Annotated in this window: 25 protein-coding genes, 1 tRNA gene and 1 pseudogene; 25 read left to right on the top strand and 2 right to left on the bottom strand. The window is 56.7% G+C overall.

The window, feature by feature from the left end:
- Positions 1-86: 86 nt before the first annotated feature.
- The 21 genes and pseudogenes from hprK (at position 87) to MJA45_RS25935 (ending at position 20,220) form a co-directional block, all read left to right on the top strand.
- The gene (gene hprK, locus MJA45_RS26035) at positions 87-1,028 is read left to right on the top strand and encodes an HPr(Ser) kinase/phosphatase (RefSeq protein WP_315604810.1); all 942 of its coding nucleotides are present in this window, start codon (positions 87-89) and stop codon (positions 1,026-1,028) included.
- 112 nt (positions 1,029-1,140) lie between these two features.
- Positions 1,141-2,169 carry a prolipoprotein diacylglyceryl transferase gene (lgt, locus tag MJA45_RS26030; protein ID WP_315604809.1) on the top strand — a complete coding sequence of 343 codons (1,029 nt, stop codon included), beginning with the start codon at positions 1,141-1,143 and terminating at the stop codon, positions 2,167-2,169.
- Positions 2,170-2,243: 74 nt separating this feature from the next.
- Positions 2,244-2,897, top strand: a complete 654-nt coding sequence (ppaX, locus tag MJA45_RS26025) for a pyrophosphatase PpaX (protein ID WP_315604808.1) — start codon at positions 2,244-2,246, stop codon at positions 2,895-2,897.
- Positions 2,894-3,409 carry an acyltransferase gene (locus MJA45_RS26020; protein ID WP_315604807.1) on the top strand — a complete coding sequence of 172 codons (516 nt, stop codon included), beginning with the start codon at positions 2,894-2,896 and terminating at the stop codon, positions 3,407-3,409. The genes ppaX and MJA45_RS26020 overlap by 4 nt, the downstream gene beginning before the upstream one ends.
- 151 nt (positions 3,410-3,560) lie before the next feature.
- Positions 3,561-4,763 (top strand): ATP phosphoribosyltransferase regulatory subunit, encoded by a 1,203-nt coding sequence (locus MJA45_RS26015; protein ID WP_315604806.1) that lies wholly within the window; start codon positions 3,561-3,563, stop codon positions 4,761-4,763.
- Between the two features lie 10 nt (positions 4,764-4,773).
- On the top strand, positions 4,774-5,403 hold the full coding sequence (gene hisG / locus MJA45_RS26010; protein WP_315604805.1) for an ATP phosphoribosyltransferase: 630 nt from the start codon (positions 4,774-4,776) through the stop codon (positions 5,401-5,403).
- 36 nt (positions 5,404-5,439) lie between these two features.
- Entirely contained in the window at positions 5,440-6,729 is a 1,290-nt protein-coding gene (gene hisD / locus MJA45_RS26005; RefSeq protein ID WP_315604804.1) for a histidinol dehydrogenase, read from the top strand.
- Positions 6,722-7,324 (top strand): imidazoleglycerol-phosphate dehydratase HisB, encoded by a 603-nt coding sequence (hisB, locus tag MJA45_RS26000; protein ID WP_315604803.1) that lies wholly within the window; start codon positions 6,722-6,724, stop codon positions 7,322-7,324. Before hisD ends, hisB begins: the two co-directional genes overlap by 8 nt.
- Before the next feature lie 2 nt (positions 7,325-7,326).
- Positions 7,327-7,944, top strand: coding sequence for an imidazole glycerol phosphate synthase subunit HisH (hisH, locus tag MJA45_RS25995; RefSeq protein WP_315604802.1), 618 nt, complete (start codon positions 7,327-7,329; stop codon positions 7,942-7,944).
- A gap of 24 nt (positions 7,945-7,968) precedes the next feature.
- Entirely contained in the window at positions 7,969-8,727 is a 759-nt protein-coding gene (hisF, locus tag MJA45_RS25990; protein ID WP_315604801.1) for an imidazole glycerol phosphate synthase subunit HisF, read from the top strand.
- A gap of 53 nt (positions 8,728-8,780) precedes the next feature.
- Positions 8,781-9,400: pseudogene (gene hisIE, locus MJA45_RS25985) on the top strand (bifunctional phosphoribosyl-AMP cyclohydrolase/phosphoribosyl-ATP diphosphatase HisIE).
- 212 nt (positions 9,401-9,612) lie between these two features.
- Positions 9,613-10,566 (top strand): ribose-phosphate diphosphokinase, encoded by a 954-nt coding sequence (locus MJA45_RS25980; protein WP_315604800.1) that lies wholly within the window; start codon positions 9,613-9,615, stop codon positions 10,564-10,566.
- Between the two features lie 150 nt (positions 10,567-10,716).
- Positions 10,717-12,468: a tetratricopeptide repeat protein gene (locus MJA45_RS25975; protein WP_315604799.1), complete on the top strand. Its 1,752-nt coding sequence runs from the start codon at positions 10,717-10,719 to the stop codon at positions 12,466-12,468.
- Between the two features lie 86 nt (positions 12,469-12,554).
- Complete coding sequence (trxB, locus tag MJA45_RS25970; RefSeq protein ID WP_315604798.1) at positions 12,555-13,508, top strand: thioredoxin-disulfide reductase; 954 nt, start codon at positions 12,555-12,557, stop codon at positions 13,506-13,508.
- 166 nt (positions 13,509-13,674) lie between these two features.
- Positions 13,675-14,625, top strand: a complete 951-nt coding sequence (locus tag MJA45_RS25965; RefSeq protein WP_315604797.1) for an ROK family glucokinase — start codon at positions 13,675-13,677, stop codon at positions 14,623-14,625.
- A 105-nt stretch (positions 14,626-14,730) separates the two neighbouring features.
- Complete coding sequence (gene rapZ, locus MJA45_RS25960) at positions 14,731-15,618, top strand: RNase adapter RapZ (protein ID WP_315604796.1); 888 nt, start codon at positions 14,731-14,733, stop codon at positions 15,616-15,618.
- Positions 15,619-15,630: 12 nt separating this feature from the next.
- On the top strand, positions 15,631-16,620 hold the full coding sequence (locus tag MJA45_RS25955; RefSeq protein ID WP_315604795.1) for a gluconeogenesis factor YvcK family protein: 990 nt from the start codon (positions 15,631-15,633) through the stop codon (positions 16,618-16,620).
- A gap of 5 nt (positions 16,621-16,625) precedes the next feature.
- Positions 16,626-17,564, top strand: coding sequence for a DNA-binding protein WhiA (whiA, locus tag MJA45_RS25950; RefSeq protein ID WP_315608106.1), 939 nt, complete (start codon positions 16,626-16,628; stop codon positions 17,562-17,564).
- A 122-nt stretch (positions 17,565-17,686) separates the two neighbouring features.
- Positions 17,687-17,959, top strand: coding sequence for an HPr family phosphocarrier protein (locus MJA45_RS25945; protein WP_315604794.1), 273 nt, complete (start codon positions 17,687-17,689; stop codon positions 17,957-17,959).
- Positions 17,960-18,109: 150 nt separating this feature from the next.
- A complete protein-coding gene (locus MJA45_RS25940; RefSeq protein WP_315604793.1) occupies positions 18,110-19,876 on the top strand; it encodes a stalk domain-containing protein in 1,767 nt (588 codons plus the stop codon).
- A 47-nt stretch (positions 19,877-19,923) separates the two neighbouring features.
- Positions 19,924-20,220 (top strand): Rieske (2Fe-2S) protein, encoded by a 297-nt coding sequence (locus MJA45_RS25935; RefSeq protein ID WP_315604792.1) that lies wholly within the window; start codon positions 19,924-19,926, stop codon positions 20,218-20,220.
- A gap of 157 nt (positions 20,221-20,377) precedes the next feature.
- Here the strand turns inward: MJA45_RS25935 and clpP are convergent, their stop codons facing one another.
- Both clpP and MJA45_RS25925 read right to left on the bottom strand, forming a co-directional pair.
- Complete coding sequence (gene clpP, locus MJA45_RS25930; protein WP_315604791.1) at positions 20,378-20,974, bottom strand: ATP-dependent Clp endopeptidase proteolytic subunit ClpP; 597 nt, start codon at positions 20,972-20,974, stop codon at positions 20,378-20,380.
- A gap of 200 nt (positions 20,975-21,174) precedes the next feature.
- A tRNA-Arg gene (locus MJA45_RS25925) sits at positions 21,175-21,249 on the bottom strand.
- Between the two features lie 216 nt (positions 21,250-21,465).
- Between MJA45_RS25925 and MJA45_RS25920 the strand changes: the two genes are divergently transcribed.
- The 4 genes from MJA45_RS25920 (at position 21,466) to MJA45_RS25905 (ending at position 25,701) form a co-directional block, all read left to right on the top strand.
- On the top strand, positions 21,466-22,017 hold the full coding sequence (locus MJA45_RS25920) for a PCYCGC motif-containing (lipo)protein (RefSeq protein ID WP_315604790.1): 552 nt from the start codon (positions 21,466-21,468) through the stop codon (positions 22,015-22,017).
- A 323-nt stretch (positions 22,018-22,340) separates the two neighbouring features.
- On the top strand, positions 22,341-23,363 hold the full coding sequence (locus MJA45_RS25915; RefSeq protein WP_315604789.1) for a sugar-binding transcriptional regulator: 1,023 nt from the start codon (positions 22,341-22,343) through the stop codon (positions 23,361-23,363).
- Positions 23,364-23,435: 72 nt separating this feature from the next.
- Complete coding sequence (gene gap, locus MJA45_RS25910; protein WP_315604788.1) at positions 23,436-24,440, top strand: type I glyceraldehyde-3-phosphate dehydrogenase; 1,005 nt, start codon at positions 23,436-23,438, stop codon at positions 24,438-24,440.
- Positions 24,441-24,519: 79 nt separating this feature from the next.
- Complete coding sequence (locus MJA45_RS25905; RefSeq protein ID WP_315604787.1) at positions 24,520-25,701, top strand: phosphoglycerate kinase; 1,182 nt, start codon at positions 24,520-24,522, stop codon at positions 25,699-25,701.
- The last annotated feature ends 41 nt before the right edge of the window (positions 25,702-25,742 follow it).

Genomic DNA, 25,742 nt, shown 5'->3' with positions numbered 1-25,742 from the left:
TTTTTATATGGCCTTCGGTAGTGTTGATTTACCACCCCAATTCCATTACCATGGAACTATTGGGAATAACTAAAGGAGTCGGGACCATGGCGAAAAAAGTGAAAGTCTCCGATCTCGTACGCCGGTTTAAGATGGAAGTGGTGTGCGGGGAGGAAGGGCTTAAGAGAATTATCACGACGGCAGATTTGTACCGGCCCGGCTTGGAGATGGCCGGCTATTTCAACTACCACCCGCATGAGCGGGTCCAGATTCTGGGGAGAACGGAGCTGGCCTTCTTCCAGACGCTCAGCGAGGACCAGAGGAAGGACCGGATGCTCCGTCTGTGCGCGGAAGATACGCCTTGTATCTGTGTCACGAGAGGACTTCCCGTACCGGAGGAGCTGATGGAAGCAGCCACTGAGCACCAGGTTCCCGTGCTTCGAAGCAATGTGCCAACCACAACACTGGCCGGACAGGTGAGTGATTTTCTCGAGGGCAAGCTGGCCCCCTCCACCACAATCCATGGGGTACTCGTGGATGTATATGGCATCGGGATGCTGATTACGGGAAGCAGCGGCATCGGCAAAAGCGAAACGGCACTGGAGCTCGTCAAACGAGGTCACCGGCTGATCGCGGACGATGCCGTGGAGATTCGGCAAACGGCGGAAAATGTCCTGATCGGGAATGCACCCGAGCTGATCAAGCACCTGCTGGAAATCCGCGGGGTCGGCATCATTAACGTCATGACGCTTTTCGGGGCGGGAGCCGTACGGAACAACACGAAGATTTCCCTAGTGGCCAAGCTGGAAACGTGGCAGCAGGATAAACAGTACGACCGGCTGGGGCTGGACGAAGAGAAGACGAGGATCATCGATACGGATGTAACACTGGTAACCATTCCGGTTCGTCCGGGCCGAAACTTGGCCGTAATCATTGAGGTCGCCGCCATGAACTACCGTTTGAAGCAGATGGGCTACAACGCCGCCCTGCAGTTCACGAACAAGCTGACCGAATCGCTGCAGGAAGACGTGGACGATTTGGACGAGTAAGCAGAAGCAGAGCGGCCGCAGCCCTCTCACGTGAAAGGACCGGGGGGATCGAGGCCGATCCCAACGAAAGCAGCGGTTATTTTGGCGTTACATGCGGAAAGGAAAGAAAACCATGACTTTGGTTATAGATCCGATAGCCTTCTCTCTAGGGGTTATCACGGTGCGGTGGTACGGGATTATTCTGGGGACCGCCGCCTTGGTAGGATTGTATCTCGCCGTACGCGAGGGCAAACGTTTTGGAATTATCCCCGATTTCTTCATGGACATGATGCTCATCGGCGTTCCATCCGCGATTATCGGCGCGCGTCTCTACTATGTAGCCTTCAAATGGGATTATTACAGCCAGCATCCCAACGAGATCTATAAGATCTGGGAAGGCGGCATCGCCATCTACGGAGCCTTGATCGGCGCGATCATTGGTGTGTACTTTTATGTCCGGTCGAAGGGATACCGCTTTTCCCGGATTGCCGATATTTGCGCTCCAGGCCTTATCGTAGGCCAGCTGATCGGACGCTGGGGTAATTTTATGAACCAGGAGGCCCACGGGGGGCCTGTAGAGGAAAGCTTCCTGCGGAACACCCTTCACCTTCCCGATTTTATTGTCAACCAGATGTATATTAACGGGGAGTTTTACCATCCTACCTTTCTATACGAATCCTTATGGAACCTGGTTGGGCTTCTGGTCCTGCTGTGGCTTCGAAGAAGGCCCTTCTTGAGAGCGGGCGAGCTGTTTGCGAGCTACTTCATCTGGTATTCCATCGGACGTTTTCTTATTGAAGCGCTTCGGACGGACAGCCTGGCTTTTACCGGACCGGAATGGCTCGCGAGCTTTATTGGAACCCTCTGGTCGCCGATGACGGTGCTGTTCGAAGAGGGCAACATGTCCTATGGAAACATAAGAGTTTCCCAGCTGCTGAGCCTTCTGATCATAATCGGAGCCCTTCTGCTGATCTTCTTCCGGAGAAAAATGGGATACGCCGAGACGCGGTATGCAGATCCGATCGTTTCCACCAAAGCATCTCCTGAAGCAGCGGCCGGCGATTCCGTCACCGGCGACGGCGTACCGGTTCCAGTCGATGATGCTCATCCGGTACCTGCAGAGAAGCCAGAGGCTGGGGAAGAGCAGGGACGGAAGGAATAACGGGAGAAGCGGGCATGAAACCATAGGAAGAAGAGGTCTGCTCAACGACTATATGCAGCTAAGGAGTCCTCACCATGATAGATACCATACTGTTTGATCTGGACGGAACGATTGTGGATACGAACGAGCTGATCATTGCCTCGTTCCTTCATGCCTTGGAGGGGCAGACACTGGAGCCCTTCACCCGGGAGCACATTATCCCGAATATGGGCAAGCCTCTTGTGGAGCAGATGCTGATGTTTACCGGGCGGGCCGAGGTCGATGACCTGATCCGAACCTATAGGGAATTCAATGTGCGGATGCACGACGAAATGGTCCAAGAGTTCCCGTACGTGAAAGAAGTGCTGGAGGAACTGCACCGAAGCGGAATCCGGCTCGGGGTGGTCACCAGCAAGGTCCGGATGACGACGGAAATGGCTCTTAAGCTGTTCGATCTGAGAAGATTCATGGGGACGCTTGTCACCATCGATGATGTGAAAGAAGCGAAACCGAGCCCGGAGGGCATCCGTCTCGCTTTGAAAGAATTGGGCAGCGAGCCGGAGAGGACGCTCATGGTAGGCGACAGCTCTTATGACCTGCTGGCCGCGAGGAATGCGGGCGTCCGTTCCGTGGGGGTGGCCTGGTCGATGAAGGGTGAAGCTTATCTGAAGGAATTCGATCCGGATTATCTCATCCACGATATGCGGGAGCTCCTCGCTATCGCGGGAATAAAGAGGGATGCGCCTTGAGGAAAGTGGAGAAATTCCCGACCGAAGGGCCGAACGCCCTCTGGCAGATCTACCGAACCGTAAGCAGATGGAAGGCGATGCGCAATTTTGTTTTTATCCAAATGACGCGCTACTCGCCTTCTTTGCGCTTCAAAAATTGGGTATACCGCCGCGTGCTCGGCATGAAGGTGGGCAGCCATACGGCGTTTGCCCTTATGGTGATGCCGGATGTGTTTTTCCCCGAAAAGATTCACGTAGGCGACAATTCCATTATCGGGTACAACACGACGATTCTGGCTCACGAATACCTCACCACGGAATACCGGCTGGGAGAGGTGCGGATCGGTTCCCATGTGATGATCGGTGCGAATACCACCATCCTGCCGGGGGTCACCATCGGAGACCATGCGGTCGTCGGGGCGGGCTCCGTTGTTCACCGGGATGTGGAGGCCGGCAGCTTCGTAGCGGGGAATCCGCTTCAAGTGATCCGCCCGGGGTCCGGAGGTTTATGGAAAAGGGAAGATGGCGATTGACGCCGGAGGGGGAAAGTGGTATAGTTACAACTACTTTCTTTACTTTGGTAGTATGGTAGTATGGTAGCACGCTAAAGCGTTTTGAGGAATAAACGACCAAGTCTAATCAAGACGTGTTATAGATAACCGGACGATTAACGGAGGGAGCAGGATGTCGAAGCCTAAAGTTTTTGAGAAGCCGACCGGGGTGAAGGATTATCTTCCGGATACGGTAGCGAAGTTGAGAACAATCGAATTCCGGGTGCTGGAGTGCATGGAGAAGTGGGGGTACCGGCAGATCATCACGCCTACTCTGGAATTCTATGACACGGTCGGGGCGGCCAGCTCCACCACCGATAAGAAGCTATTTAAGCTGCTGGACCAGAACGGCCGGACGCTTGTTTTGCGTTCCGATATGACGGCGCCGATCGCCCGGGTCGTCGCCTCCATGCTGAAGGAGCAGGAGTTCCCGCTCCGTCTGTCCTATCACAGCAATGTGTTCCGCGCTTTTGCGGAGGAGGCGGGCAAGGAGTCCGAGTTTTTCCAGACAGGCGTAGAGCTTGTCGGAGACGGTTCTCCGGAGGCCGATGCCGAGGTCATTGCCCTTGCGGTCGCGGCTTTGCAGGCGGCGGGCGTGAAGAGCTTCAAGATTGCGCTTGGCCACGTCGGCTTCCTGAACGGCTTGTTCGAGGAAACGCTCGGGGGCCGGGAAGAAGAACAGCGGGCGCTGAAGGAATGCCTGCTTAACCGGGACTATGTCGGCTACCGGCACCGGCTGAAGTCGTTCGAGCTTGACGAGAAGGTCTTGCGGGAGCTGGACGGGATCCTTCGCTTCAGCGGAGGGGAGCAGGTATGCGAGCAGGCCAATGCGGTCACGACGCACCCGGTCGCCCTGGAGGCGATCCGGCATTTGTGCGGCATAGTCGAAGTGCTAAAGGCCTACGGGGTAAGCGAGCATGTGCTGATCGATCTGACCATGGTCGGCGATTTCTCCTATTATACGGGCATGACCTTCGAGGGCTACGCCTCGGGTCTCGGCTTTCCGGTTTGCAGCGGAGGCCGCTACGACAACCTGCTGACCCAATTCGGCCGGCCGTCGCCCGCTACCGGCTTCGCCTTGAAGACGAACCGGATTCTCGAGGTGACGAACGCCGAACGGAATGAAGACGATCGGCGTACGCTCGTGCTGTATGACGCCGCCCATCGTGGAGAAGCGCTGCGGGCGGCGGCTGAGCTTCGTTCCGCTTCCCGGGGAAGCGTAGAGACGCACTTCGTCCACGGAGCCGAAGCGGAACAGGCTATCGTCAAGTCGGATGGGGGAACCTTCCGCTTCCGGGGTCACGAGTTTACCGATATTCAATCATTCTTGGGATAGGAGGAGCCTCATGGACATACTGAAAGTCGCGATGCCGAAAGGCCGCATCAACAAACCGGCCATCAAGCTGATCCAGGAGGCGGGCTTTCCGATTCCCGACGACCTGGACGATTCCCGCAAGCTGATCATTTCCGCTCCGGGAGCCCAAATGGAATTTATTATGGCGAAGCCGGTCGATGTCCCGACTTACGTGGAATACGGGGTAGCGGACATCGGCATCGTAGGCAAGGACGTGCTGATGGAAGAGAACCGGGACGTCTACGAGCTGCTTGATCTGGGCATTGCCCGGTGCCGGATGTCGGTCATCGGCCTGCCGGACTGGACGCCGGTTATGAATCCGCGGGTGGCGACCAAGTACCCCAATCTGGCCTCGGACTATTTCCGGGAAAAGGGCCAGCAGGTGGAGGTCATCAAGCTGAACGGTTCCATCGAGCTGGCCCCTCTGATCGGGCTCGCCGACCGGATTGTCGACATGGTCGAGACGGGACGCACCCTGCAGGAGAACGGCCTGGTGGAAATGGAAGAGATTTTCCAGATCACAAGCCGGCTTATCGCCAACCGGGTAAGCTTCCGGATGAAGAACGAAGCGATTCAAGGGCTGTGCGACAAGCTGCAGTCGATCATTGCCGTTAAAGGTTAAGCTTTCTAAACATTAACAGGGTAAGGGGGAAGGACGATGCGCATCATGCCGGCGGCCGAGTTCAAGCTCGACCGGGAAGTGGATTACGGGACTGCCGATCAGAACGAAGCGGTTCAAGCCATTATCGAAAGCGTACGGAAGGAAGGGGATGCCGCCGTCCACCGTTACTCGGAGAAATTTGACGGAGTGAAGGTACCCGAGCTCCGTATCTCGGAGGAGGAGATCCGCTCCGCCTACGAGCGAGTGGACCTGGAATTTCTGGAGGCGATCCGGGAGGCGGCCGTCAATATCCGTAGCTTCCATGAGAAGCAGAAGCGTTCCTCCTGGATGGACCTCCAGCCGGACGGAAGCCTTCTCGGGCAGGTCATCCGGCCGCTGAAGCGGGTTGGGTTGTATGTACCGGGAGGAAAGGCGGCTTATCCGTCTTCCGTTCTGATGAACGCCATTCCCGCTCAGGTGGCCGGGGTGCAGGAGATTGCCATGGTCACTCCTCCGGCAACGGCGGGCGAGGAGGGAGTTAATCCCTACATTCTCGTCGCCGCGGCGGAGGTGGGGATCCGCGAGATCTACCGCGTAGGGGGAGCTCAAGCGGTAGCCGCCCTTGCCTTCGGCACCGAAAGCATCCCCGCGGTAGACAAAATTGTCGGCCCCGGCAACATCTATGTAGCGCTGGCGAAGCGCAGCGTCTACGGCGTCGTCGATATCGACAGCATCGCCGGCCCAAGCGAAATCGTCGTGCTGGCGGATGACTCCGCCGATCCGGCCTTCGTGGCGGCCGATCTGTTGTCCCAGGCCGAGCATGACGAGATGGCCTCGGCGGTACTTGTCACTCCTTCGGAGGAACTCGCCCGTAAGGTTCAGGCCGAGGTGATCCGCCAGCTGGACATCCTGCCGCGCAAGTCGATTGCGGGGCCGTCGATTCGCGACTACGGCGCTATTCTGACCGTCGGCTCGCTGAAGGAAGGCATCGCGGTCGTGAATCGGCTCGCGCCGGAGCATCTGGAGCTGATGATCGAGAGCCCGATGGAGACACTCCCATACATCGAAAATGCGGGGGCCATCTTCCTTGGCCCCTACAGCTCCGAGCCGGTCGGCGATTATTGGGCCGGGCCGAACCACGTGCTTCCGACGAACGGCACCGCCCGCTTCTCTTCGCCGCTTAACGTGGACGACTTCATCAAGAAGTCGAGCGTCATTTACTACAGCAGGGAGGCCCTGCTTAAGAACGGCCGCAAGATCATTACGCTGGCCGAGCACGAAGGGCTCGAAGCCCATGCCCGGGCGATCCGGGTCCGCTTAGACAAGGAGGACGAAACCAATGGCTGAAACCAATCCCCTGCGCTCCTCGTCCGTGGCGCGGAAGACGAATGAGACGGACATTGAGCTGGCTTTTGCCGTGGATGGAACGGGACAATCCGAGTTCGAAACGGATGTTCCCTTCCTGAATCACATGCTCGACCTGTTCACCAAGCACGGACAGTTTGATCTCAAGGTGAACGCCAAGGGAGACATCGAAATCGACGACCATCACACGGTGGAAGATATCGGCATCTGCCTCGGCCAGGCCCTGCGGCAGGCTCTTGGCGACAAGAAGGGCATCAAACGCTATGCGAATGTATTCGTCCCGATGGACGAAGCCTTGGCACAGGTGGTCATCGATGTGAGCAACCGCCCGCATCTTGAATACCGCGCCCAGTATCCTTCGGCCCAGGTCGGCAGCTTCACGACTGAGCTGGTACACGAGTTCTTGTGGAAGTTCGCCCTCGAGGCCCGCATTACGCTCCATGTCATTGTTCATTACGGACAGAACACCCATCACATGATCGAAGCGGTGTTCAAGGCGCTGGGACGGGCTCTTGATGAAGCAACGAACATCGATCCCCGGGTGACGGGCGTGCCGTCTACCAAAGGGGTGCTGTAGTCATGATTGCGATCGTCGATTACGGAATGGGCAATCTGCACAGCGTGAGCAAGGCCATCGAGCGCCTCGGGTTCGAAGCCGAGGTGACCTCCGATCCCCAAGCGATCCTTGGGGCGGACGGTGTCATTCTTCCCGGGGTGGGAGCGTTTGGAGACGCCATGGAGCAGCTGCAGGAAACGGGGCTCGGCGAAACCGTCAAGCAATATGCCGCTTCCGGCAAGCCCCTTCTCGGCATCTGTCTCGGGATGCAGCTTCTCTTCACGAGCAGCGAGGAGCATGGCCGGCACAAGGGCCTGGACCTGCTGCCGGGTGAGGTGGTGCGGTTCCAGGGCGACTACAAAGTTCCACACATGGGATGGAACCGGCTTGCGTTTAAGGGCCAAAGCCCTCTGCTTGCGGGCTTGGAGGAAGGGCACGTCTATTTCGTCCATTCCTACCATGCGAAGCCGGCAGTGGCATCGGATCTTCTCGCGGTAACGGACTACTATCAGCCGGTTACGGCCATTGTGGGACGCGGGAATGTGTTCGGCATGCAGTTCCACCCGGAGAAAAGCGGGGAAGTCGGGATGCAGCTGCTCGGGAACTTTCTTAATCTTTGTGAAACGAAAGTGTTGAAATAAGCGTGGCAGGAAGGGGGAGCCGGCATGCTGGCCAAGCGCATCATTCCATGCCTGGACGTCAAGGACGGGCGTGTCGTTAAAGGAGTTAATTTCGTCAATTTGCGCGATGCGGGAGATCCGGTTGAGCTTGCGGCCATCTATGATAGAGAAGGAGCCGACGAGCTGGTGTTTCTCGATATCTCCGCTTCGCACGAAGGCCGGGCCACCATGGTCGAGGTCGTTCGGCAGACCGCAGGCGAAATCACGATTCCGTTCACGGTAGGGGGCGGCATCGCTCACGTGGACGACATGAAACGCCTGCTGCGGGCCGGGGCGGACAAGATCGGAATCAATACGGCGGCTGTAAAAAATCCGCAGCTGATTGCGGACGGCGCCCGCAAGTTCGGCTCCCAGTGCATTGTCGTCGCCATCGACGCGAAGTATAATGAAGCGTGGGGCGAATGGGAAGTGTACACCCATGGAGGACGCACCGCTACCGGCATCAAAGCTTTGGAATGGGCCAAGCGGGCCGAGGAGCTGGGAGCCGGAGAGCTGCTGCTGACGAGCATGGACACGGATGGAACGAAGGACGGCTTCGATCTTAAGCTGACCCGGACCGTTTCGGAGTCCGTCGGCATTCCCGTTATCGCCTCGGGAGGCGCCGGAAGCTCCGGTCATTTCCTGGACGTGTTTACCGAAGGGAAGGCGGACGCGGGCTTGGCGGCTACCATTTTTCACTACAAGGAACTTACGATACCTGGGGTCAAGGAAGACCTCAAGACCAAAGGGGTTGAAATCCGTTGACAGCACCGGTAGAACATAACGAACCACTAAACGCTTCTCAGCTTGCCGGCACGATCCGTTGGGATGACGCGGGACTCGTTCCCGCTATTCTGCAGGACGCCGCAAGCAAGGAAGTTCTCATGCTGGCTTACATGAACCGCGAAGCGCTGGAGCGCACGGTGGAATCAGGGGAAGCCTGGTTCTGGAGCCGCTCCCGCGGCGAGCTGTGGCACAAGGGGGGACCTCCGGGAATACCCAGAAGGTTCAGTCGCTTTTCTATGATTGTGATGCGGATACGCTCCTCGTGAAGGTGATCCCGAACGGACCGGCCTGCCACACCGGGCAGTACAGCTGCTTCTACCGCGAGGCGCTGCTGGAAGGACAAGCGGCGCAAGCCGCCGAAGCGGACCGTTTCCGCATGCTGACCACGCTGGAGAGCGTCATTGCGAAGCGGGATGCCGAGCGTCCGGAAGGGGCTTATACGACCTATCTCTTCGAGAAGGGCGTGGACAAGATCCTAAAGAAGGTCGGAGAAGAAACGGCCGAAGTGATCATCGCCGCCAAGAACAAAGACAACGACGAGCTGCGCATGGAAACAAGCGATCTGATCTTCCACCTGATGGTTCTGCTCCGCGAGCGGAAGCTTTCGCTTGACGAAGTGATGCGGGAATTGGACCGCCGGCACAACAAATAACCGATTCGTCAGAAAAATTGGATAAAACCGGACATTCCTTTTGAAAAACGGTTTCTACCAGGTATAATGGAAAGTGGCGTCAAGAAAACTTTGAAAGTTTTGCGACAATACCGGACAAAATGCTTACGAAACCGTTTTTTTCTATTACACTTAAGGGGTATGGTTAAAAAATAGGGCGAAGGCCCCTTTTCATTACGTTTAGGAGGTTTACGATGAGCAGCGGCAGCAGGTTAAAAATATTTGCAGGATCATCCAATCCGAGACTGGCGGAGAACATCTCCCAGGTGATCGGGCAGCCATTGGGAAGGGTTAAGCTTTCGCGCTTCAAAAGCGGAGAGCATTACTGCCTGTACGAAGAAACGATCCGCAATTGCGACGTGTTCCTGGTTCAGACTTTCTCTCATCCCATCAACGAACACTTCGTCGAACTGCTGGTGATGATCGACGCAGCCAAAAGAGCTTCGGCTCGGACCATCAACCTGGTGCTTCCTTACTACGGTTATTCGCGCCAAGAAAGAAAAGCCGCTCCACGGGAGCCGATCTCGGCCAAGCTCGTAGCGGACGTTCTGACGACGGCAGGCGCGGACCGTGTCATCACGATTGATCTGCATGCCGCCGCTATCCAAGGCTTCTTCAATATTCCGGTCGACCATCTGACCGCGCTGGACCTGATCAGCGATTATGTCCGCAAGAAAAATATCCCGAATCCGATCATCGTGTCTCCGGATGCCGGGCGCGCCACGACGGCGGAGCGTCTTGCCAACATCCTGGATGCGCCGTTCGCCATGATGATCAAGAAGCGTCCCGAGCACAACGAAGCCGTTATTACCCACATCATCGGGGATGTCGAAGGGCGGACGCCGATCATTATCGAGGATCTGATCGATACGGGGACGACCATCGTCAATGTCGTCGAGGGCCTGAAGGAAAAGGGCGCCGAAGACGTGTATATATGCGCCACCCACCCCGTCTTCTCGGGACCGGCGCTGCAGCGGCTGGACCACCCGAACATCAAGGAAGTGGTGGTGACGGACTCCATCGCCATTCCGGACAATCATGGAGAGCGGTTCAAGGTGCTGTCCGTAGCGCCGCTGCTCGCCAATGCGATCCACATCGTGGTGGAGGGCGGCTCCATTTCCTCGCTGTTTAAATACGGCGGGGTATAAGAGAAGCAATCTCTTCCGGATTGTGGTATACTTTCGAAACACTCATAGGCAAGACCGGCTTGCAAGGACCGACGAGAAAGCGGGATTTCCGCCGATTTCGTGACGGGTCCTTCTGCCGTATCCAGACAAGCGAAACGGAGGTGCTTGCTAATGGAAAGGAAGAAGAAGGCTGTGGCCGATCCTAAAAAGCATAAAGTCGTATCAATCAAGATGGACGCCACCTTCTTTTTTGAAAGGGCCGTCCGGTCGCTGGACCGGTTCCATTACGACAAGGCCTTGAAGTACTTTCGCCGGGCCGTGGAGTACGAGCCGGATAACCCGGTCAACCACTGCAACCTGGCGGGGATCCTGTCCGAGATGGGCAGCTACGGGGATTCCAACGAAATTCTCCAGACGATTCTGGATGAAGTGGACCCGACGATGACCGAGTGCTACTTCTACATGGCGAACAACTACGCCAACATGGAGGACTTCGAATCGGCGGAGAAGGCCATTATCCAGTACCTGGAGAAGGACCCGGCCGGACAATTCCTGGAGGAATCCGAGGAAATGATCGAGCTGCTCAGCTACGAGCTGGACCGACCGACCCCGCTGACCTTCATCAAAAGCCGAGAGGGCTTGTTCGAACACGACAAGGCCCGCAAAATGCTGGAGGAGGGCCGCTTTGTGGAAGCGGTCCGGATGCTGCAGCGGTTGATCAAGAAATACCCCGAGTTTCTCGCGGCACGCAACAACCTGGCCCTGGCTTATTACTACCTGGGCCAGTTCGACAAAGCCATGGACACAATCAAGCAGGTTATCGAGCTGGAACCCGGCAATCTGCACGCACTCTGCAACCTGGCGATCTTCTACCACCATTTCGGAGCGGAGGAGGAGCTGGGCAGCCTGATGGAGCAGCTGCAGAAGACGTATCCGTTCCAGACGGACAATTTGTTCAAGCTGGCAACCACGATGGGCATTCTGGGCGATCATGAATCCGCCTTCCGCCTCTTCCGCCGGATGATCAAGACGGGAGAGGGCGGAACGGATCCTTGCCTGTATCACTATACGGCTGTTGCGGCCTACAACACATCCCGGTTCCTCGAAGCGAGGAGATACTGGCAGCAGACGGAGAAGCTGGATCCGAAATCGGATATCCCGCGTTTCTTCCTGAGCCAGCTGGACAAAGCGGAAGCGCCGCCTGCTCCGCTCAGCTACCATTACCATCTCCCATTCGAGGAGCAGCTTAAGATGCTGGAGAGAACGAAGGATTCCCTTCCGGATTACGTGAAGCGGGATCCGCTCGTACGTTCCTCCTTCTTCTGGGCTCTCCGCCACGGAGATCCGGAAACGAAGCTTCAGGTTCTCCAGGCCTTCGGGATGATCGCCGATCCGGAAGTGGAGGAGGCCCTCAGGGCTTTCATGCTGGATCCGGATGAAGATGAATATTTGAAGAAGGTGGCATTCTTCGTGCTGCGAAGCATGGGCGCCCGGGAACCCATGAAGTTCGTTTCGGACGGGCAGATTTCCACTCTGGGCTCCGTTCCTTTCTCTCCCCATCTTCCGGTGTGGGAGCCGCAGTGGAGTGAAGTGCTGGAACTCGCGCTTTCCAACATGCAGCAGCGGTACGATCTTGTGCAGCTTCATGATTTGGAGACGCTGTGGGTGGAATACTTAACAAGAACCCAGCCCAAGCAGCCCAAAATCACCAAAACGGCTTCCTGGTCGGCCGCCTTGGAATACCTGACCGCCAAAATGCACCGCCGAGCCGTTTCCTACGGGGAAATGGCCAAGCATTACGGCGTCTCGGCGGCTACCGTGAGCAAGCATGCCAAGCTGATTGACGAGGCCTGCAAGCTCAAGGAGAAGATGGATGCCATTTTTCCGAAATATGCTTCTTCCCTGAAACCGAAGGATGAATAAGCAGCTGAGGCTGCCAACGTTCCTTGTAACAGGCAGTCCCTAGCCACCAAGCAAGTCAATACGCCGCTCATGGAGGATGATCAAGGATGTACAAATCGATTGTTATCGGAACAGGACCATCGGGGCTGACGGCCGCCATTTACCTGGCCCGCGCCAACTTCAAGCCGCTTGTCATCGAAGGCCCGGAGCCGGGCGGACAGCTGACCACCACAACCGAAGTCGAGAACTTCCCCGGATTCCCGGATGGAATTATGGGGCCGGAGCTTATGGACAACATGCGTAAGCAGGCCGAGCGCTTCGGAGCCGAGTTCCGCACCGGATGGGTCAACTCGGTTGACTTTTCGAAGCGTCCCTTCAAGCTGTCGGTAGAAGGCATCGGCGAGCTGGAGGCCGAGTCCGTCATTATCTCGACAGGCGCCTCCGCCAAGCTGCTGGGCGTCTTGAACGAGAAGGAGAACATCGGGCGCGGCGTCAGCACCTGTGCCACGTGTGACGGCTTCTTCTTCCGCGGCAAGAAGATCATCGTAGTGGGCGGCGGCGATTCCGCGATGGAGGAAGCCAATTTCCTGACCCGCTTCGCTTCGGAAGTCAAGCTGGTTCACCGCCGCAACGAGCTTCGCGCCTCGAAGATCATGCAGGACCGCGCGAGGGAGAACGGCAAGATCACGTGGGCTCTGAACAACACGCCGCTCGAAGTGGTAGCGGGCGACAAAGGGGTAACGGGACTTAAGGTCCGCAACAACGAGACCGGTGCCGAAGAAGTGCTCGAGACCGACGGCATCTTCGTCGCGATCGGTCATACGCCGAACACCGGCTTCCTGAATGGGCAGATCCACACCGATGAGCAGGGCTATATCCTGGTAGAGCCCGGCACGACGAAGACGAACGTTCCGGGCGTGTTCGCCTGCGGGGACGTTCAGGATAAGAAATACCGCCAGGCCATTACGGCAGCCGGCAGCGGATGCGCCGCGGCGCTCGACTGCGAGAAGTTTCTAGACGGCGAAATCATTCATGACTGGAGCCAGTCTTTGAACAAATAAGGCAGGAAGAAAGGGAGCCCGCTCATAGCCGAAGGGCTCCTTTTTCTTTGCCCGGCGGGCATTTTTCCTTGCGGTTGGGGCTTTTTTACATGCCTTGACCTATCCAGGAGGTTGCCTTATAGTTGGAACAGGAGTAACTTAAAACAATTCATAGAGGTGACATTGAATGTCAGGTAAAGTGTATGTCGGCGTTGATTTGGGGGGAACCGCTATCAAAGTGGGACTCTGCGATGAAAACGGGAAGCTTCTTCATACTCACGAGGGCCCGACGGGTGCGGAGAATGGAGCAGAATTTGTCTTGGACCGTATCGCGCAGTATGTCCGCTTGATCGTGGATCAATCCGAACACAGCTGGGAGCAGGTCGCGGGCATCGGAGCGGGCATCGCCGGCTTCATGGATATCCCGGAAGGCTTCGTCAAGCTGTCCCCGAATTTGGGCTGGCGCAATGTCGCCGTTAAGAAAACGCTGGAAGAGAAATTGGGCAAAACCGTTACCATAGATAACGACGCGAACGTGGCTGCCTTGGGTGAAGCTTGGAGCGGTGCGGGCGCGGGCATTCCCAATGTCGTCTGCTATACCCTCGGAACCGGTGTGGGCGGCGGCATTATCATTAACAGCAAAATCTATCAAGGCTCCCTGGGCATGGCGGGAGAGCTCGGACACCTGCAGATCGTTCCCGATCTGGAAGCGATTCAATGCGGCTGCGGCCAAATGGGCTGCCTGGAGACGGTTTCCTCAGCGACCGGGATTGTCCGCATGGCTCACGATGCCGTTGCCCGCGGAGACAAGACCTCCCTGGGGCTGATTCAGAACATTACGGCGAAGGATGTCTTCGATGCCGCGAAGGCAGGCGACGAAGTGGCCCTGCGTATCGTGCACCGTGCCGCTTACTACCTGGGACGCTCGATGGCTTCGTTGTCCGTGATCCTCAACCCGCGCCGTTATATCATCGGGGGCGGGGTTTCGAAGGCGGGCGAGATTCTCTTCACGCCGATCCGTGAAATTTTCACCCGTTATACCCCGGAGCAGGCACGGGAAGGCGTAGACATCGTCCCGGCCACCCTTGGTAACGATGCAGGCGTTGTGGGGGCGGCAGGACTTAATCTGCCTCGTTAAGCCGAATAACACTCAAATATATAAGGTACCCGGGGCCATCCTTACTCTTACTTAAATCTTTCTATATATAAGGCATTCATTCTAAAACGAACGGAGGAGAGCGATATGGAAGAACGGCAGGCGCTGGCAAAGCTTGTCATTATCACGGGAATGTCGGGAGCCGGCAAAACCATCGCGGTCCAGAGTCTCGAGGACCTCGGCTTCTTCTGCGTCGATAATCTTCCGCCGGTTCTCATTCCGAAATTTGCGGAGCTGATCGAGCAGTCGAACGGCAAAATCGGCAAGGTGGCGCTTGTCATCGACTTGCGGGGCCGGGAATTCTTCCGGGCCCTGTCGGAGTCGCTTCGCTTCATTCAAGACAACTACACCCTTTCCTACGAAATACTGTATCTGGACGCCACAGATTCTGTTCTGGTCCAGCGTTACAAAGAAAGCCGCAGGCGGCATCCCCTTGCGCCAACAGGAGCGCCTCTAGAAGGCATTCAGCAGGAACGCAAGCTGCTGGAGGAGCTGAAGGGGCTCGCGACCCAGGCGATCGACACGAGCAATCTGAAGCCGGCCCAGCTGAAAGAAAAAATCACGGCCCGCTTTAACAACATTGAAGGGGACGGGTTGTCCGTCAACGTCATCTCCTTCGGATTCAAATACGGCATGCCGATCGACGCCGACCTCATCTTTGATGTGCGGTTTCTGCCGAATCCCCATTACGTGGAAACCTTGCGTCCCCACACCGGCCAGGACTCCGATGTTTACGACTATGTCATGAAATGGCCGGAAACCCAGGAGTTCCTGACGAAGCTTCTGGATATGCTTCAATTCCTTATGCCCCAATACAAAAAAGAAGGCAAAAGCCAGGTCGTCGTCGGAATCGGATGTACGGGCGGCAAGCACCGCTCCGTCGCCATTGCCGAATACCTGGGCAAAGCTTTGGGAACCAGCGAAACGGAGCAAGTGCGCGTCAGCCACCGGGATGCGGAACGCGACCGCCGATAAGAGGGTGATAAGATGAGCCGCAAGGCCACAAACCGCATGAGCCCGCCCCGGATCGTCGTTATCGGCGGCGGAACGGGTCTATCCGTAATGCTGCGGGGACTGAAAGAGAAGCCCGTTGCCATAACGGCCATCGTCACAGTGGCGGATGACGGGGGGAGCTCGGGGATTTTGCGCGACGAGCTGCAGATTCCTCCACCCGGAGACATCCGCAATGTGCTCGCGGCCTTGGCCGACGTGGAGCCGATGCTGTTCAAGCTCCTTCAGCACCGCTTCAGCACCGGCAACGGATTGGCTGGCCACAGCCTGGGCAACCTAATTCTCGCAGCCATGAGCGAAATTACCGGAGACTTCGTGTCCGGTGTCAAAGAGCTTAGCCGCGTCTTTGCCGTACGGGGCCGGGTGCTTCCGGCGGCCGACCGCGGAATTCTTCTGAAGGCGGAGATGGAGGACGGGAGCATCGTTGTTGGGGAATCAAAGATCCCGAAAGCGGGCAAGCGCATCAAGCGGGTATTCATCGACCCGCCGGATGTTCTCGCCTTGGATGATGCCAAGCGGGCCATCGAGGAAGCCGATGCCATCCTGATCGGACCGGGAAGCCTCTACACGAGCATTCTTCCCAACCTGCTCGTTCCCGATATTGCGAAGGCGGTACTGGAATCGCAGGCCGTCAAAATCTTCATCTGCAACGTGATGACCCAGCCGGGAGAAACGGATAACTACTCGGTCGGGGATCATCTTAAGGCGATCCAGGAGCATGTGGGCCACCCCCTCTTCGATTACGTGATCGTCAACAACGGAGAAATCCCCATCGGGGTTCAACAGCGGTACGCCGAGGAAGGGGCCAAAGCCGTTCATCTGGATATCGAGGACGTGACGCGCCAAGGCTTCCGGGTCATAGCCGACCGATTCGTCCTCTTCCGCACGTACCTTCGGCATGACGCCGAGAAATTAAGCGACCATATCCATCAGCTGGTGGAAAGCTGGATGATCGAGAAAAGGTGAGTGCCATGTCCTTTGCGGCAGCAACCAAAAAAGAATTAACGATGATGGAAAGCGAAGCGTGCTGCGAGAAGGCCGAGCTGGCCGCTTTGATCCGCATGAACGGGGCCGTTCAGCTTTCCAATCAGCGTGTGATTCTAGACATCTCCACAGAGAACGCCGCCATCGCCCGCCGGATCTATTCCTTGACGAAGAAGCTGTTCAACGTGCATACGGAGCTTCTCGTCCGCAAGAAAATGCGCCTCAAGAAGAATAATGTTTACATTGTGCGGGTGCCTCAACAGGTCCAGACCATCCTGTCGGATCTTCGAATCGTTTCGGAAGGGTTTCAGTTTACCCCGGGCATCGACAAGAGCCTGATCAAAAGCAACTGCTGCAAGCGGTCCTACCTGCGGGGAGCGTTTCTCGCCGGTGGATCGGTTAACAATCCGGAGGGTTCCTCCTATCACCTGGAGATCGCCTCCATGTACGAAGAGCACTGCCACGCCCTCGTGCAGCTGGCCAACAAGTTCGATCTGAACGCCCGCTGTATCGAAAGAAAGAAAGGCTTCGTCTTCTACATCAAGGAAGGCGAGAAAATCATCGAACTGCTCAGCTTGATCGGCGCTCACCAAGCGCTTCTGCGGTTTGAGGATGTCCGGATCATGAAAGACATGCGCAATTCCGTAAACCGGATCGTTAACTGCGAAACGGCCAACTTGAACAAAACGATCGGGGCGGCGGTCCGTCAGATCGAGAACATAAAGCTCCTGCAGAATGAAATCGGACTGGAGAACCTTCCGGAGAAGCTGAGGGAAGTGGCCGAGGTGCGTCTGATGCATCCCGACGTGAACCTGAATGAGATCGGCGATCTTCTGAAGGGATCCGTCAGCAAATCAGGAGTGAACCACCGGCTTAGAAAAATTGACGAAATGGCGGAAAAGCTTCGAAATTCCCGCGTTACGTGAAAATACATTAGTTTTTTCTAGTGTACTTTTGGGAAAAATGGTATAATGGATGAAAATTCGGATGCTATCGGTTCCAGAGGACATCATTTACGCAAACAAAAGTATGTAGGGGGTATAGATTCATGTCGTCCAAACGACCCGTTGTCGTTAAATTAAAAACAGGTCTGCACGCAAGACCGGCAGCATTGTTCGTTCAAGAAGCCAATAAATTTTCTTCGGAAATTTTTGTAGAGAAGGATGAGAAGAAAGTGAACGCCAAGAGCATCATGGGGATCATGAGCCTGGCGATCAGCACGGGGACCGAGGTATATATCAGTGCGGAAGGCACCGACGCAGATCAGGCTGTAAACGCTTTAACCCAGCTAGTCAGCAAGGAAGAGCTGGAGAACCAATAAGAGGCAAGCTTCCGGTTCCGGGAGCTTTATTCATATTACCTTTACATAGTTTTGGACAGAACGAAACCTTTTTCCTTATTCTTGCGTCTAACGTGAGGATATCCCGAAAAGGGTTTTTTTGGTGTTTATCTGGAGAGGGGAAGAGAGAACATGACACTGTGGAGAAAATGGGGGGCGGCGGCCGGGGCGGCACTGATCCTCCTGGGGGCGGGAGGGAGCCAGACGAAGGCGGTCTCCACCACCACCATGCAGATTACGCTCGGGCTGGACCAGCCGGAAGCCGTGGTGAACGGCGCGGCGGTCCCGGTAGACCCGCCGGCCGTTATTTTGGAGGACAAGACGTTCGTCCCCGCTAAATTTCTGGGGGACACGATGGGCGTCAAGGTCGAGTGGAACGCCAAGACGGGCCGGGTGGAGATGGACGTGCCGAAGGTAAAGGTGGAGTTCGATCTCGCCCGGAAGCTCGTGTTCGTTAACGGGGTGCAGAGCCCGTTCGAGCAGGTGGCCGCCCTGGTGAACGAGCGGCTCATGGTGAAGCTGTCGTGGTTCGGGGACTTGGTGGGGGCCAAATACTCCTATGACCATACGACGAGATCCATCGGAATCGTATACGTTAAGAAGCCGGACGACCTCTACAATGGGGAGCTCGACAACTCGCGGCCGGTGGCGAAATTCACGTTTGCCAAGCCGAGCTACCGGCTCGGGGAGCCCGTCAAGTACGTGGACCTGAGCTACGATCCCGATGCGGAAGGGATTGTCTCCTACGAGTGGACAGGCAAGCAGGAGGCCTTCTTCACGCCGGGCACCTATCCCATCTCCTTGAAGGTGAAGGACAGTAAAGGGCATGTCAGCGCGACCTATACGCGCCAACTCATCATCGAGCCGACCCCTTACCTGGATGAGCTGTCGTACAAGCTTCAGTTCTGGCCGGCCGGCTCCCGGATCAAGACAGACTGGGGAATGATCTACAGCCATTTCTACGGCCTTCCCGCGCTCCCGGCACGGGTGGCGGAGGATCGCTCCCGCCCGCTTATTGTGAGTGACAGCCCGGAGAGCATCAAGGAGAAGGGCATCCTGTACCAGGAGAAGGTGCACGGCAAAGCACGGCTCTATGCCGATCATGTCAACGAGATGGCGGAGAAGGTGCAGTTCGTCATCATGGCGAAGAACACATCCGGCAGGCCGGTCAAAGTGACGACGACGAACAAGGGCGAGGTGTTCCCGTCCAGCTATGCGAACCTCATCGGGCATGAGGCGTCGGTGGATTTTATGCTGCATGATCCGATTCGTGAGGAGCTCGTCATTCCGGCTGGCCAAAGCTATGTTTACGTGCTTATGCCGGATTTCTATCCCGGGCAGGGGGTCAACGTATTCTACGATGTGGAGACCGACGGGGAGGTCGAATTCCAGTTCATCGCAATGGACAATATCGCGAGCCCCAACGCGTACTCGGTGTCGATCTACCGGCCGCTCGATTACGTGGCCAATGTGCGCGGAACGTTCCCGGTCTCCGAGAAGACATGGAACGTCAACCTGAACGGCCTGGCCAAGCCGGCCCGCCTGACGATCGGCGACGGCAAGGAGGATCCGTTCGACAAGGGCTACGACAACCAGCGCAAGCAGGAGGTCTACAACGAAGGCAATTACGGGATGATCTACAAGATTCATGCGGAGCGTCCGGGACGAATGGCGGTGCTTCTGCTGCCCCGGGGAGGTCCGTTCAAGGGGCCATTCAAGGTGAACGGCGAATTCACGATGGCTCCGACCTCCGGGGTGCTGGGCGCCTTCGAGCAGGTCCAGCTGCTGGCCCGGACGACGGGCGAGGAAGAGACCTTCGAGATGGAATTCACCCCGCCGGCCGGCTCGGCCTTTCCGGTGGATCTGATCTTCTACCCGCTGGACGAAGTGAAGCCTTAGAAGACAGGCGGCTTGCCGCTTACCAACCGAAGGAACGAGGTGGGAAAATGAAAGAAGTCATGTTAGGGGAAGAACGGGCCTTCGGCGAGCTGCCGGCGGAGATCGAGATCGACAACCGGCCGTTTTACCTGCTGAAGGACGAGGAGGGGTATCGGCTGCTGTCCCGGACGTGCCCGCATGCCGGCTACCCCGTTGAATTCGAGGACGGGGAGCTGGTGTGCCCGCTGCACGGCTGGACCTTCGAGTATCACTCCGGGAGATGCCAGAACGTGCCGAGCACGGGCTTGGACAGCTATTCCGTCACGATAGTAGAAGGACGCCTGGTAGCCCGCCTGGAGGGCTGACCGCCCTTGCATAAAGCGAAGTAAGCAACAAAAAAACCCGGGGTGCCGGTCCGCTGATAGCGGTTCCGAATCCCGGGTTTTTGTTTTGGCTTGCCCTTGTCCCGTGAGTTTGTTGTCTCGGATATGGGGGCAAGAGGAGAGTAAGGCCTCCAGCTTCTTACAGAACGTCCTTATTGGCCGTTTCGATGACCTTGTCGATACAGCCGTAAGCCAGAGCTTCCTCGGCGGTCATGAAGTAGTCGCGGTCCGTGTCCTTGTCGATGCGCTCGATAGGCTGTCCGGTACGCTCGGCCAGAATCTTGTTCAGCTTCTCGCGAAGCTTGATGATCCGCTTGGCCCGGATTTCGATGTCGCTCGCCTGGCCTTCCGCGCCTCCGAGGGGCTGGTGGATCATGACTTCGCTGTTAGGCAATGCGAAGCGCTTGCCTTTGGCTCCGGCGGTCAGCAGGAACGCTCCCATGGAAGCGGCCATCCCTACACAGATCGTGGAGACGTCGGGCTTGATGAATTGCATCGTATCGTAGATGGCCATTCCCGCGGTGATCGAGCCGCCCGGGCTGTTGATGTAGAGATGAATGTCCTTCTCTGCGTCCTGAGCGGTCAAGAAGAGGAGCTGGGCGATGATCGCATTCGCTATCTGGTCGTTGATGGGGCTTCCGAGAAAAATGATCCGGTCCTTCAGAAGACGCGAGTAAATGTCATAGGCGCGTTCACCGCGTGCATCGGGTTCTACTACCATTGGAATGAAACTCATGAACATGTTCCCCCTATCGTTAAAATATAGTATTGTCAAGCGGGTCCGTTTCTATAAGGCGAGGAAACGGGAAAGAGCAAAAACCTCTGTAAACCATATAACCATAATAACGGATAATGGAACAAAGGTCAAGAAAGGTCAAATGAAGGGACAAAAAAAATCAGCCTACGCTGATCATTCCGGCTTCTTCTTTATGTAAGTGGCGCGCCCGCGAGGAATCGAACCTCGATCTCAGGCTCCGGAGGCCTACGTCATATCCATTGGACCACGGGCGCACAATGCAGTCATCCGATTCAAGAAGAACGGAAGAAGCAAGCAAGAGTTATTATATGATACCCCAAACAAAATTGCAAGACGGAAATTTCAGGAGAGAGAAACAGGCCCCGCGGTTCGCTTTCCGGGTCCGCTGCCTATATAATAAAGGATGAAGGACAACAGTACTTTATCCGCAACAAGATTACCGGATAAGGCACCAGCTTGGAGGGAATGGATTGAAACGCTATCCTCTATTGATTGCCACTGTCATAACCTCTGCCTATCTGCTTGCCGGGTGCGGACAAGCCGATAAGCAAGCCGGTCATGATGATCATACGGTGCATCTCTCGAATCCGGACTCCTCCGGAGCCGGAGCGGTGCCGCTGAAGGCAGGCCAGGTCCAGCTTCCTAACGGCGACCTGCAGGAGAAAACGGCTTCGGCCGACCAGCTTCCGGCCTTCCTGAAGGGACAGCCCGACCGGATGGTGAAGGCCTATCAGGCGGCGGCGAAGAACACCGACCTGCTCCGCTATATCCCCTGCTACTGCGGATGCGGGGAAAGCGCCGGCCACGGAAGCAACCAGAACTGCTTCGTGAAGGAAGTGGCCGCCGACGGCTCCGTCGTATGGGACGATCACGGCACCCGCTGCGGCGTCTGTGTGACGATTGCGGAGACCGCCGTTAAAATGAAGCAGGACGGCAAGCCGGCGAAGGAGATCCGGGCCGCCATCGACAAGGCCTACGGCAAAGGCTTCGCCCCGCCGACCAAGACCCCTCTGCCTTCTTAAGGAGGGCCCCACGGATAGAGACGGAGCCACGTTATCCGGTAGAGGAAACCTGGCTTTCATCGCTTTCGGCCGAGGCCGCCAGAAGCTCTGCCTTAGGGCAGGGCTTCTTTGCTTTCATAAAGGAACCAAAGGCCGGGACAGGCTTCCGGGAGCAAGGTCTGAAAAATATTTTGAAAGAAACCGTTTCCGAAGGCGGCTGCGGTTTGCAATTCATGCCAGGATTCGCTACAATAATGGTGCAGCTAATTTTTTTTGCTCTACCTGGGACTTAAAATGTGTATGCGGGACTTTTCGTGTCCAGCCTATCGCAGGAGTGATGGATGATGAGGGCGATTCTAAATATTCAGAAGCAGCTTATGCCCGATCTGCTGGACGTCATGAAGAAACGGTACACGATTTTGCGTCATATCGCGGCTTCCCGGCTTATCGGAAGGCGCACCCTCGCCGCTTCGCTCAACATGACGGAGCGGGTGCTGAGGGCGGAAGCGGATTTTCTGAAGGAGCAGGGGCTGGTGGACATCGACCCGGCGGGCATCCGCCTCACGGAGGCGGGCCAGAAGGTGCTCGATGAGATGGAGCCGATGGCGAAGGAGCTCTTCGGGCTGTCCGAGCTCGAGGAGAAGATCCGTGACACGTTCCATATCAGCCAGGTGATCATCGTACCGGGCGATTCTGACACTTCTCCTTATACGAAGAAGGAGATGGGCCGGGCCGGCGCTTCCGCCCTGCGCCGCTATGTAAGCCAGGAAACGGTCATAGCCGTTACCGGCGGCTCGACGATGGCCGAAGTAGCGACTCACCTGTCCCCGACAACGGCGCTTAAAGGCAGCTGGTTCGTGCCGGCCCGGGGCGGATTGGGAGAAAGCGTGGAGTTCCAGGCGAACACCATTGCCTCGACGATGGCGAAGAAGACCGGCGGCCAGTACCGGCTGCTGCACGTCCCCGACCACCTGGGGGAGGAAGCCTATCAATCTCTTATCCAGGAGCCGAACATCCGCGAGCTGATCGAGGTGATCCGCTCGGCACGGATTGTCCTGCACGGAATCGGGGAAGCTAATGTTATGGCCAAACGCCGCCGTGCGGACGAGGCCACTTTTAGCGCGCTTGCCCGGGAAGGGGCTCTCGCGGAAGCTTTCGGCTACTATTTTGACAGAGACGGTGTCGTGGTACATAAGATGCCCACCGTCGGACTCCGGCTGGAGGATATCCAGCAGACCGAAACGGTCATTGCGGTGGCCGGAGGGAAGAGCAAGGGGGAAAGCATCGCTTCCGTGCTCCGGTTCGGGCACGAGGATGTGCTGGTCACCGATGAGGCGGCCGCACGGGAGATGCTGAACTACACTTAAGTGATCTTGACGGTCTTTTGCCGTCTTGAGATAAATGCAGCATACAAAACATTTTCTAGGAGGAATTTACTCATGGTTAAGGTTGGTATTAACGGTTTTGGACGTATCGGTCGTAACGTATTCCGCGCCGCACTGAACAATCCCGAAGTGGAAGTTGTAGCGGTTAACGATTTGACGGACGTGAAAATGCTTGCTCATTTGCTCAAATATGACACCACTCACGGCAGACTGGACGCAACGGTAGAAGCAGGCGAAGGCGAGCTGATCGTTAACGGTAAATCCGTTAAAGTTTTTGCTGAGCGCAATCCGGAAAACCTTCCTTGGGGCTCCCTCGGCGTTGAAATCGTAGTAGAATCCACGGGGATCTTCACGGACAAGGCGAAAGCCGAAGCCCACAAAAAAGGCGGAGCCAAGAAGGTTATCATCTCCGCACCGGCTACGAACGAAGACATCACGATCGTTATGGGCGTTAACGAAGACAAATACGATGCGGCCAGCCACGACATCATCTCCAACGCTTCTTGTACGACGAACTGCCTGGCTCCTTTCGCCAAAGTTCTGAACGACAAGTTCGGCATCGTAAAAGGCATGATGACGACCGTTCACTCCTACACGAACGACCAAAGCGTACTCGACCTGCCGCACAAAGACGCCCGCCGTGCCCGTGCCGCTGCCGAGAACATCATTCCTTCGACGACCGGTGCCGCGAAAGCCGTATCCCTCGTCCTGCCTGAGCTGAAAGGGAAGCTGAACGGGATGTCGTTCCGTGTTCCGACTCCTAACGTTTCCGTAACGGATCTGGTTGTTGAAGTCAGCCGGAACGTAACGGTGGACGAAGTGAACAGCGCTCTGCAGGAAGCGGCTAACGGCCCGCTGAAAGGCATCCTGAACTACTCCGAAGAGCCGCTCGTTTCGAGCGACTACAACGGCGACCCGGCTTCCTCCACGATTGACGCTCTGTCCACCATGGTGGTAGGCGACAACATGCTGAAGGTCGTTTCCTGGTATGACAACGAATGGGGCTACTCGAACCGCGTGGTTGACCTGGCTGCGTTCATCGCCAAGCAAGGCCTGTAATTCATAACCGGCGGCAAAAGGGAGAAGCGATTCTCCTTTTTGTCGTTCCATCCATCCCCACTATCACGAGGAGGTTCCCATGAACAAGAAGAGTGTACGCGACGTGGAAGTAAGCGGCAAAAAAGTGTTCGTGCGCGTGGATTTCAACGTTCCCCTGGAGAACGGCAAAATCACCGACGATACGCGGATCCGTGAAACGCTTCCGACGATTAAGTATTTGTCCGATAACGGAGCGAAGGTTATTCTGGCGAGCCACCTGGGCCGTCCGAAGGGCCAAGTCGTGGAAGAGCTGCGCCTGACACCTGCGGCGGAGCGCCTGTCCGAGCTGCTCGGCAAGCCGGTGGCGAAAGCCGACGAAGCAACGGGCGACGCCGTTAAGGCGCAGATCGCGAAGCTGAACGACGGCGACGTGCTGCTGCTCGAGAACGTCCGCTTCTACCCGGGTGAAGAGAAGAACGATCCGGAGCTCGCAAAGCAGTTCGCGGAGCTGGCGGACCTGTACGTGAACGATGCGTTCGGAGCGGCTCACCGCGCCCACGCTTCCACGGAAGGGATTGCGCACCACCTTCCGGCAGTATCCGGTCTTCTGATGGAGAAGGAGCTCGAAGTGCTCGGCAAAGCGCTGAACAATCCGGAGCGTCCGTTTACCGCCATCATCGGAGGAGCGAAGGTTAAGGACAAGATTGATGTCATCGAGAACCTTCTGAACCTCGCAGACAACATTATCATCGGAGGCGGTCTCTCCTACACGTTCCTGAAGGCCCAAGGCTATGAAATCGGCAAATCTCTCGTGGATAACGAGAAGCTCGACCTGGCCCTCGGCTTCATCAACAAGGCGAAGGAGAAGGGCGTAAACTTCCTGCTGCCGGTTGATATTGTTGTGACGGATGATTTCAGTGCCGACGCGAACACGAAGATAGTGGGAATCAACGAAATCCCGGCTGACTGGGAAGGCATCGACATCGGACCGAAGACGCGCGAAATTTATGCCGACGTCATTGCGAAGTCCAAGTTGGTTGTATGGAACGGGCCGATGGGCGTATTTGAAATCGAGCCGTTCTCGCACGGAACCCGCGCGGTAGGCGAAGCCTGTGCCAGCACCGAGGGCTACACCGTCATCGGCGGAGGAGACTCTGCGGCGGCAGCCGAGAAGTTCGGCCTGGCCGATAAGATGGACCACATCTCCACGGGCGGCGGCGCCTCGCTGGAGTTCATGGAAGGCAAGGCCCTTCCGGGCGTTGTGGCGTTAAACGACAAGTAAGCCGACAAGCTGAACGGATAGATTATAAGGTAGGGAAGGAG

This window comes from Paenibacillus aurantius (assembly GCF_032268605.1).
Lineage (GTDB): Bacteria > Bacillota > Bacilli > Paenibacillales > NBRC-103111 > Paenibacillus_AO > Paenibacillus_AO aurantius.
The sequence above is the reverse complement of the archived record's forward strand: the minus strand, read 5'-3'. Positions and strand labels throughout refer to the sequence as shown.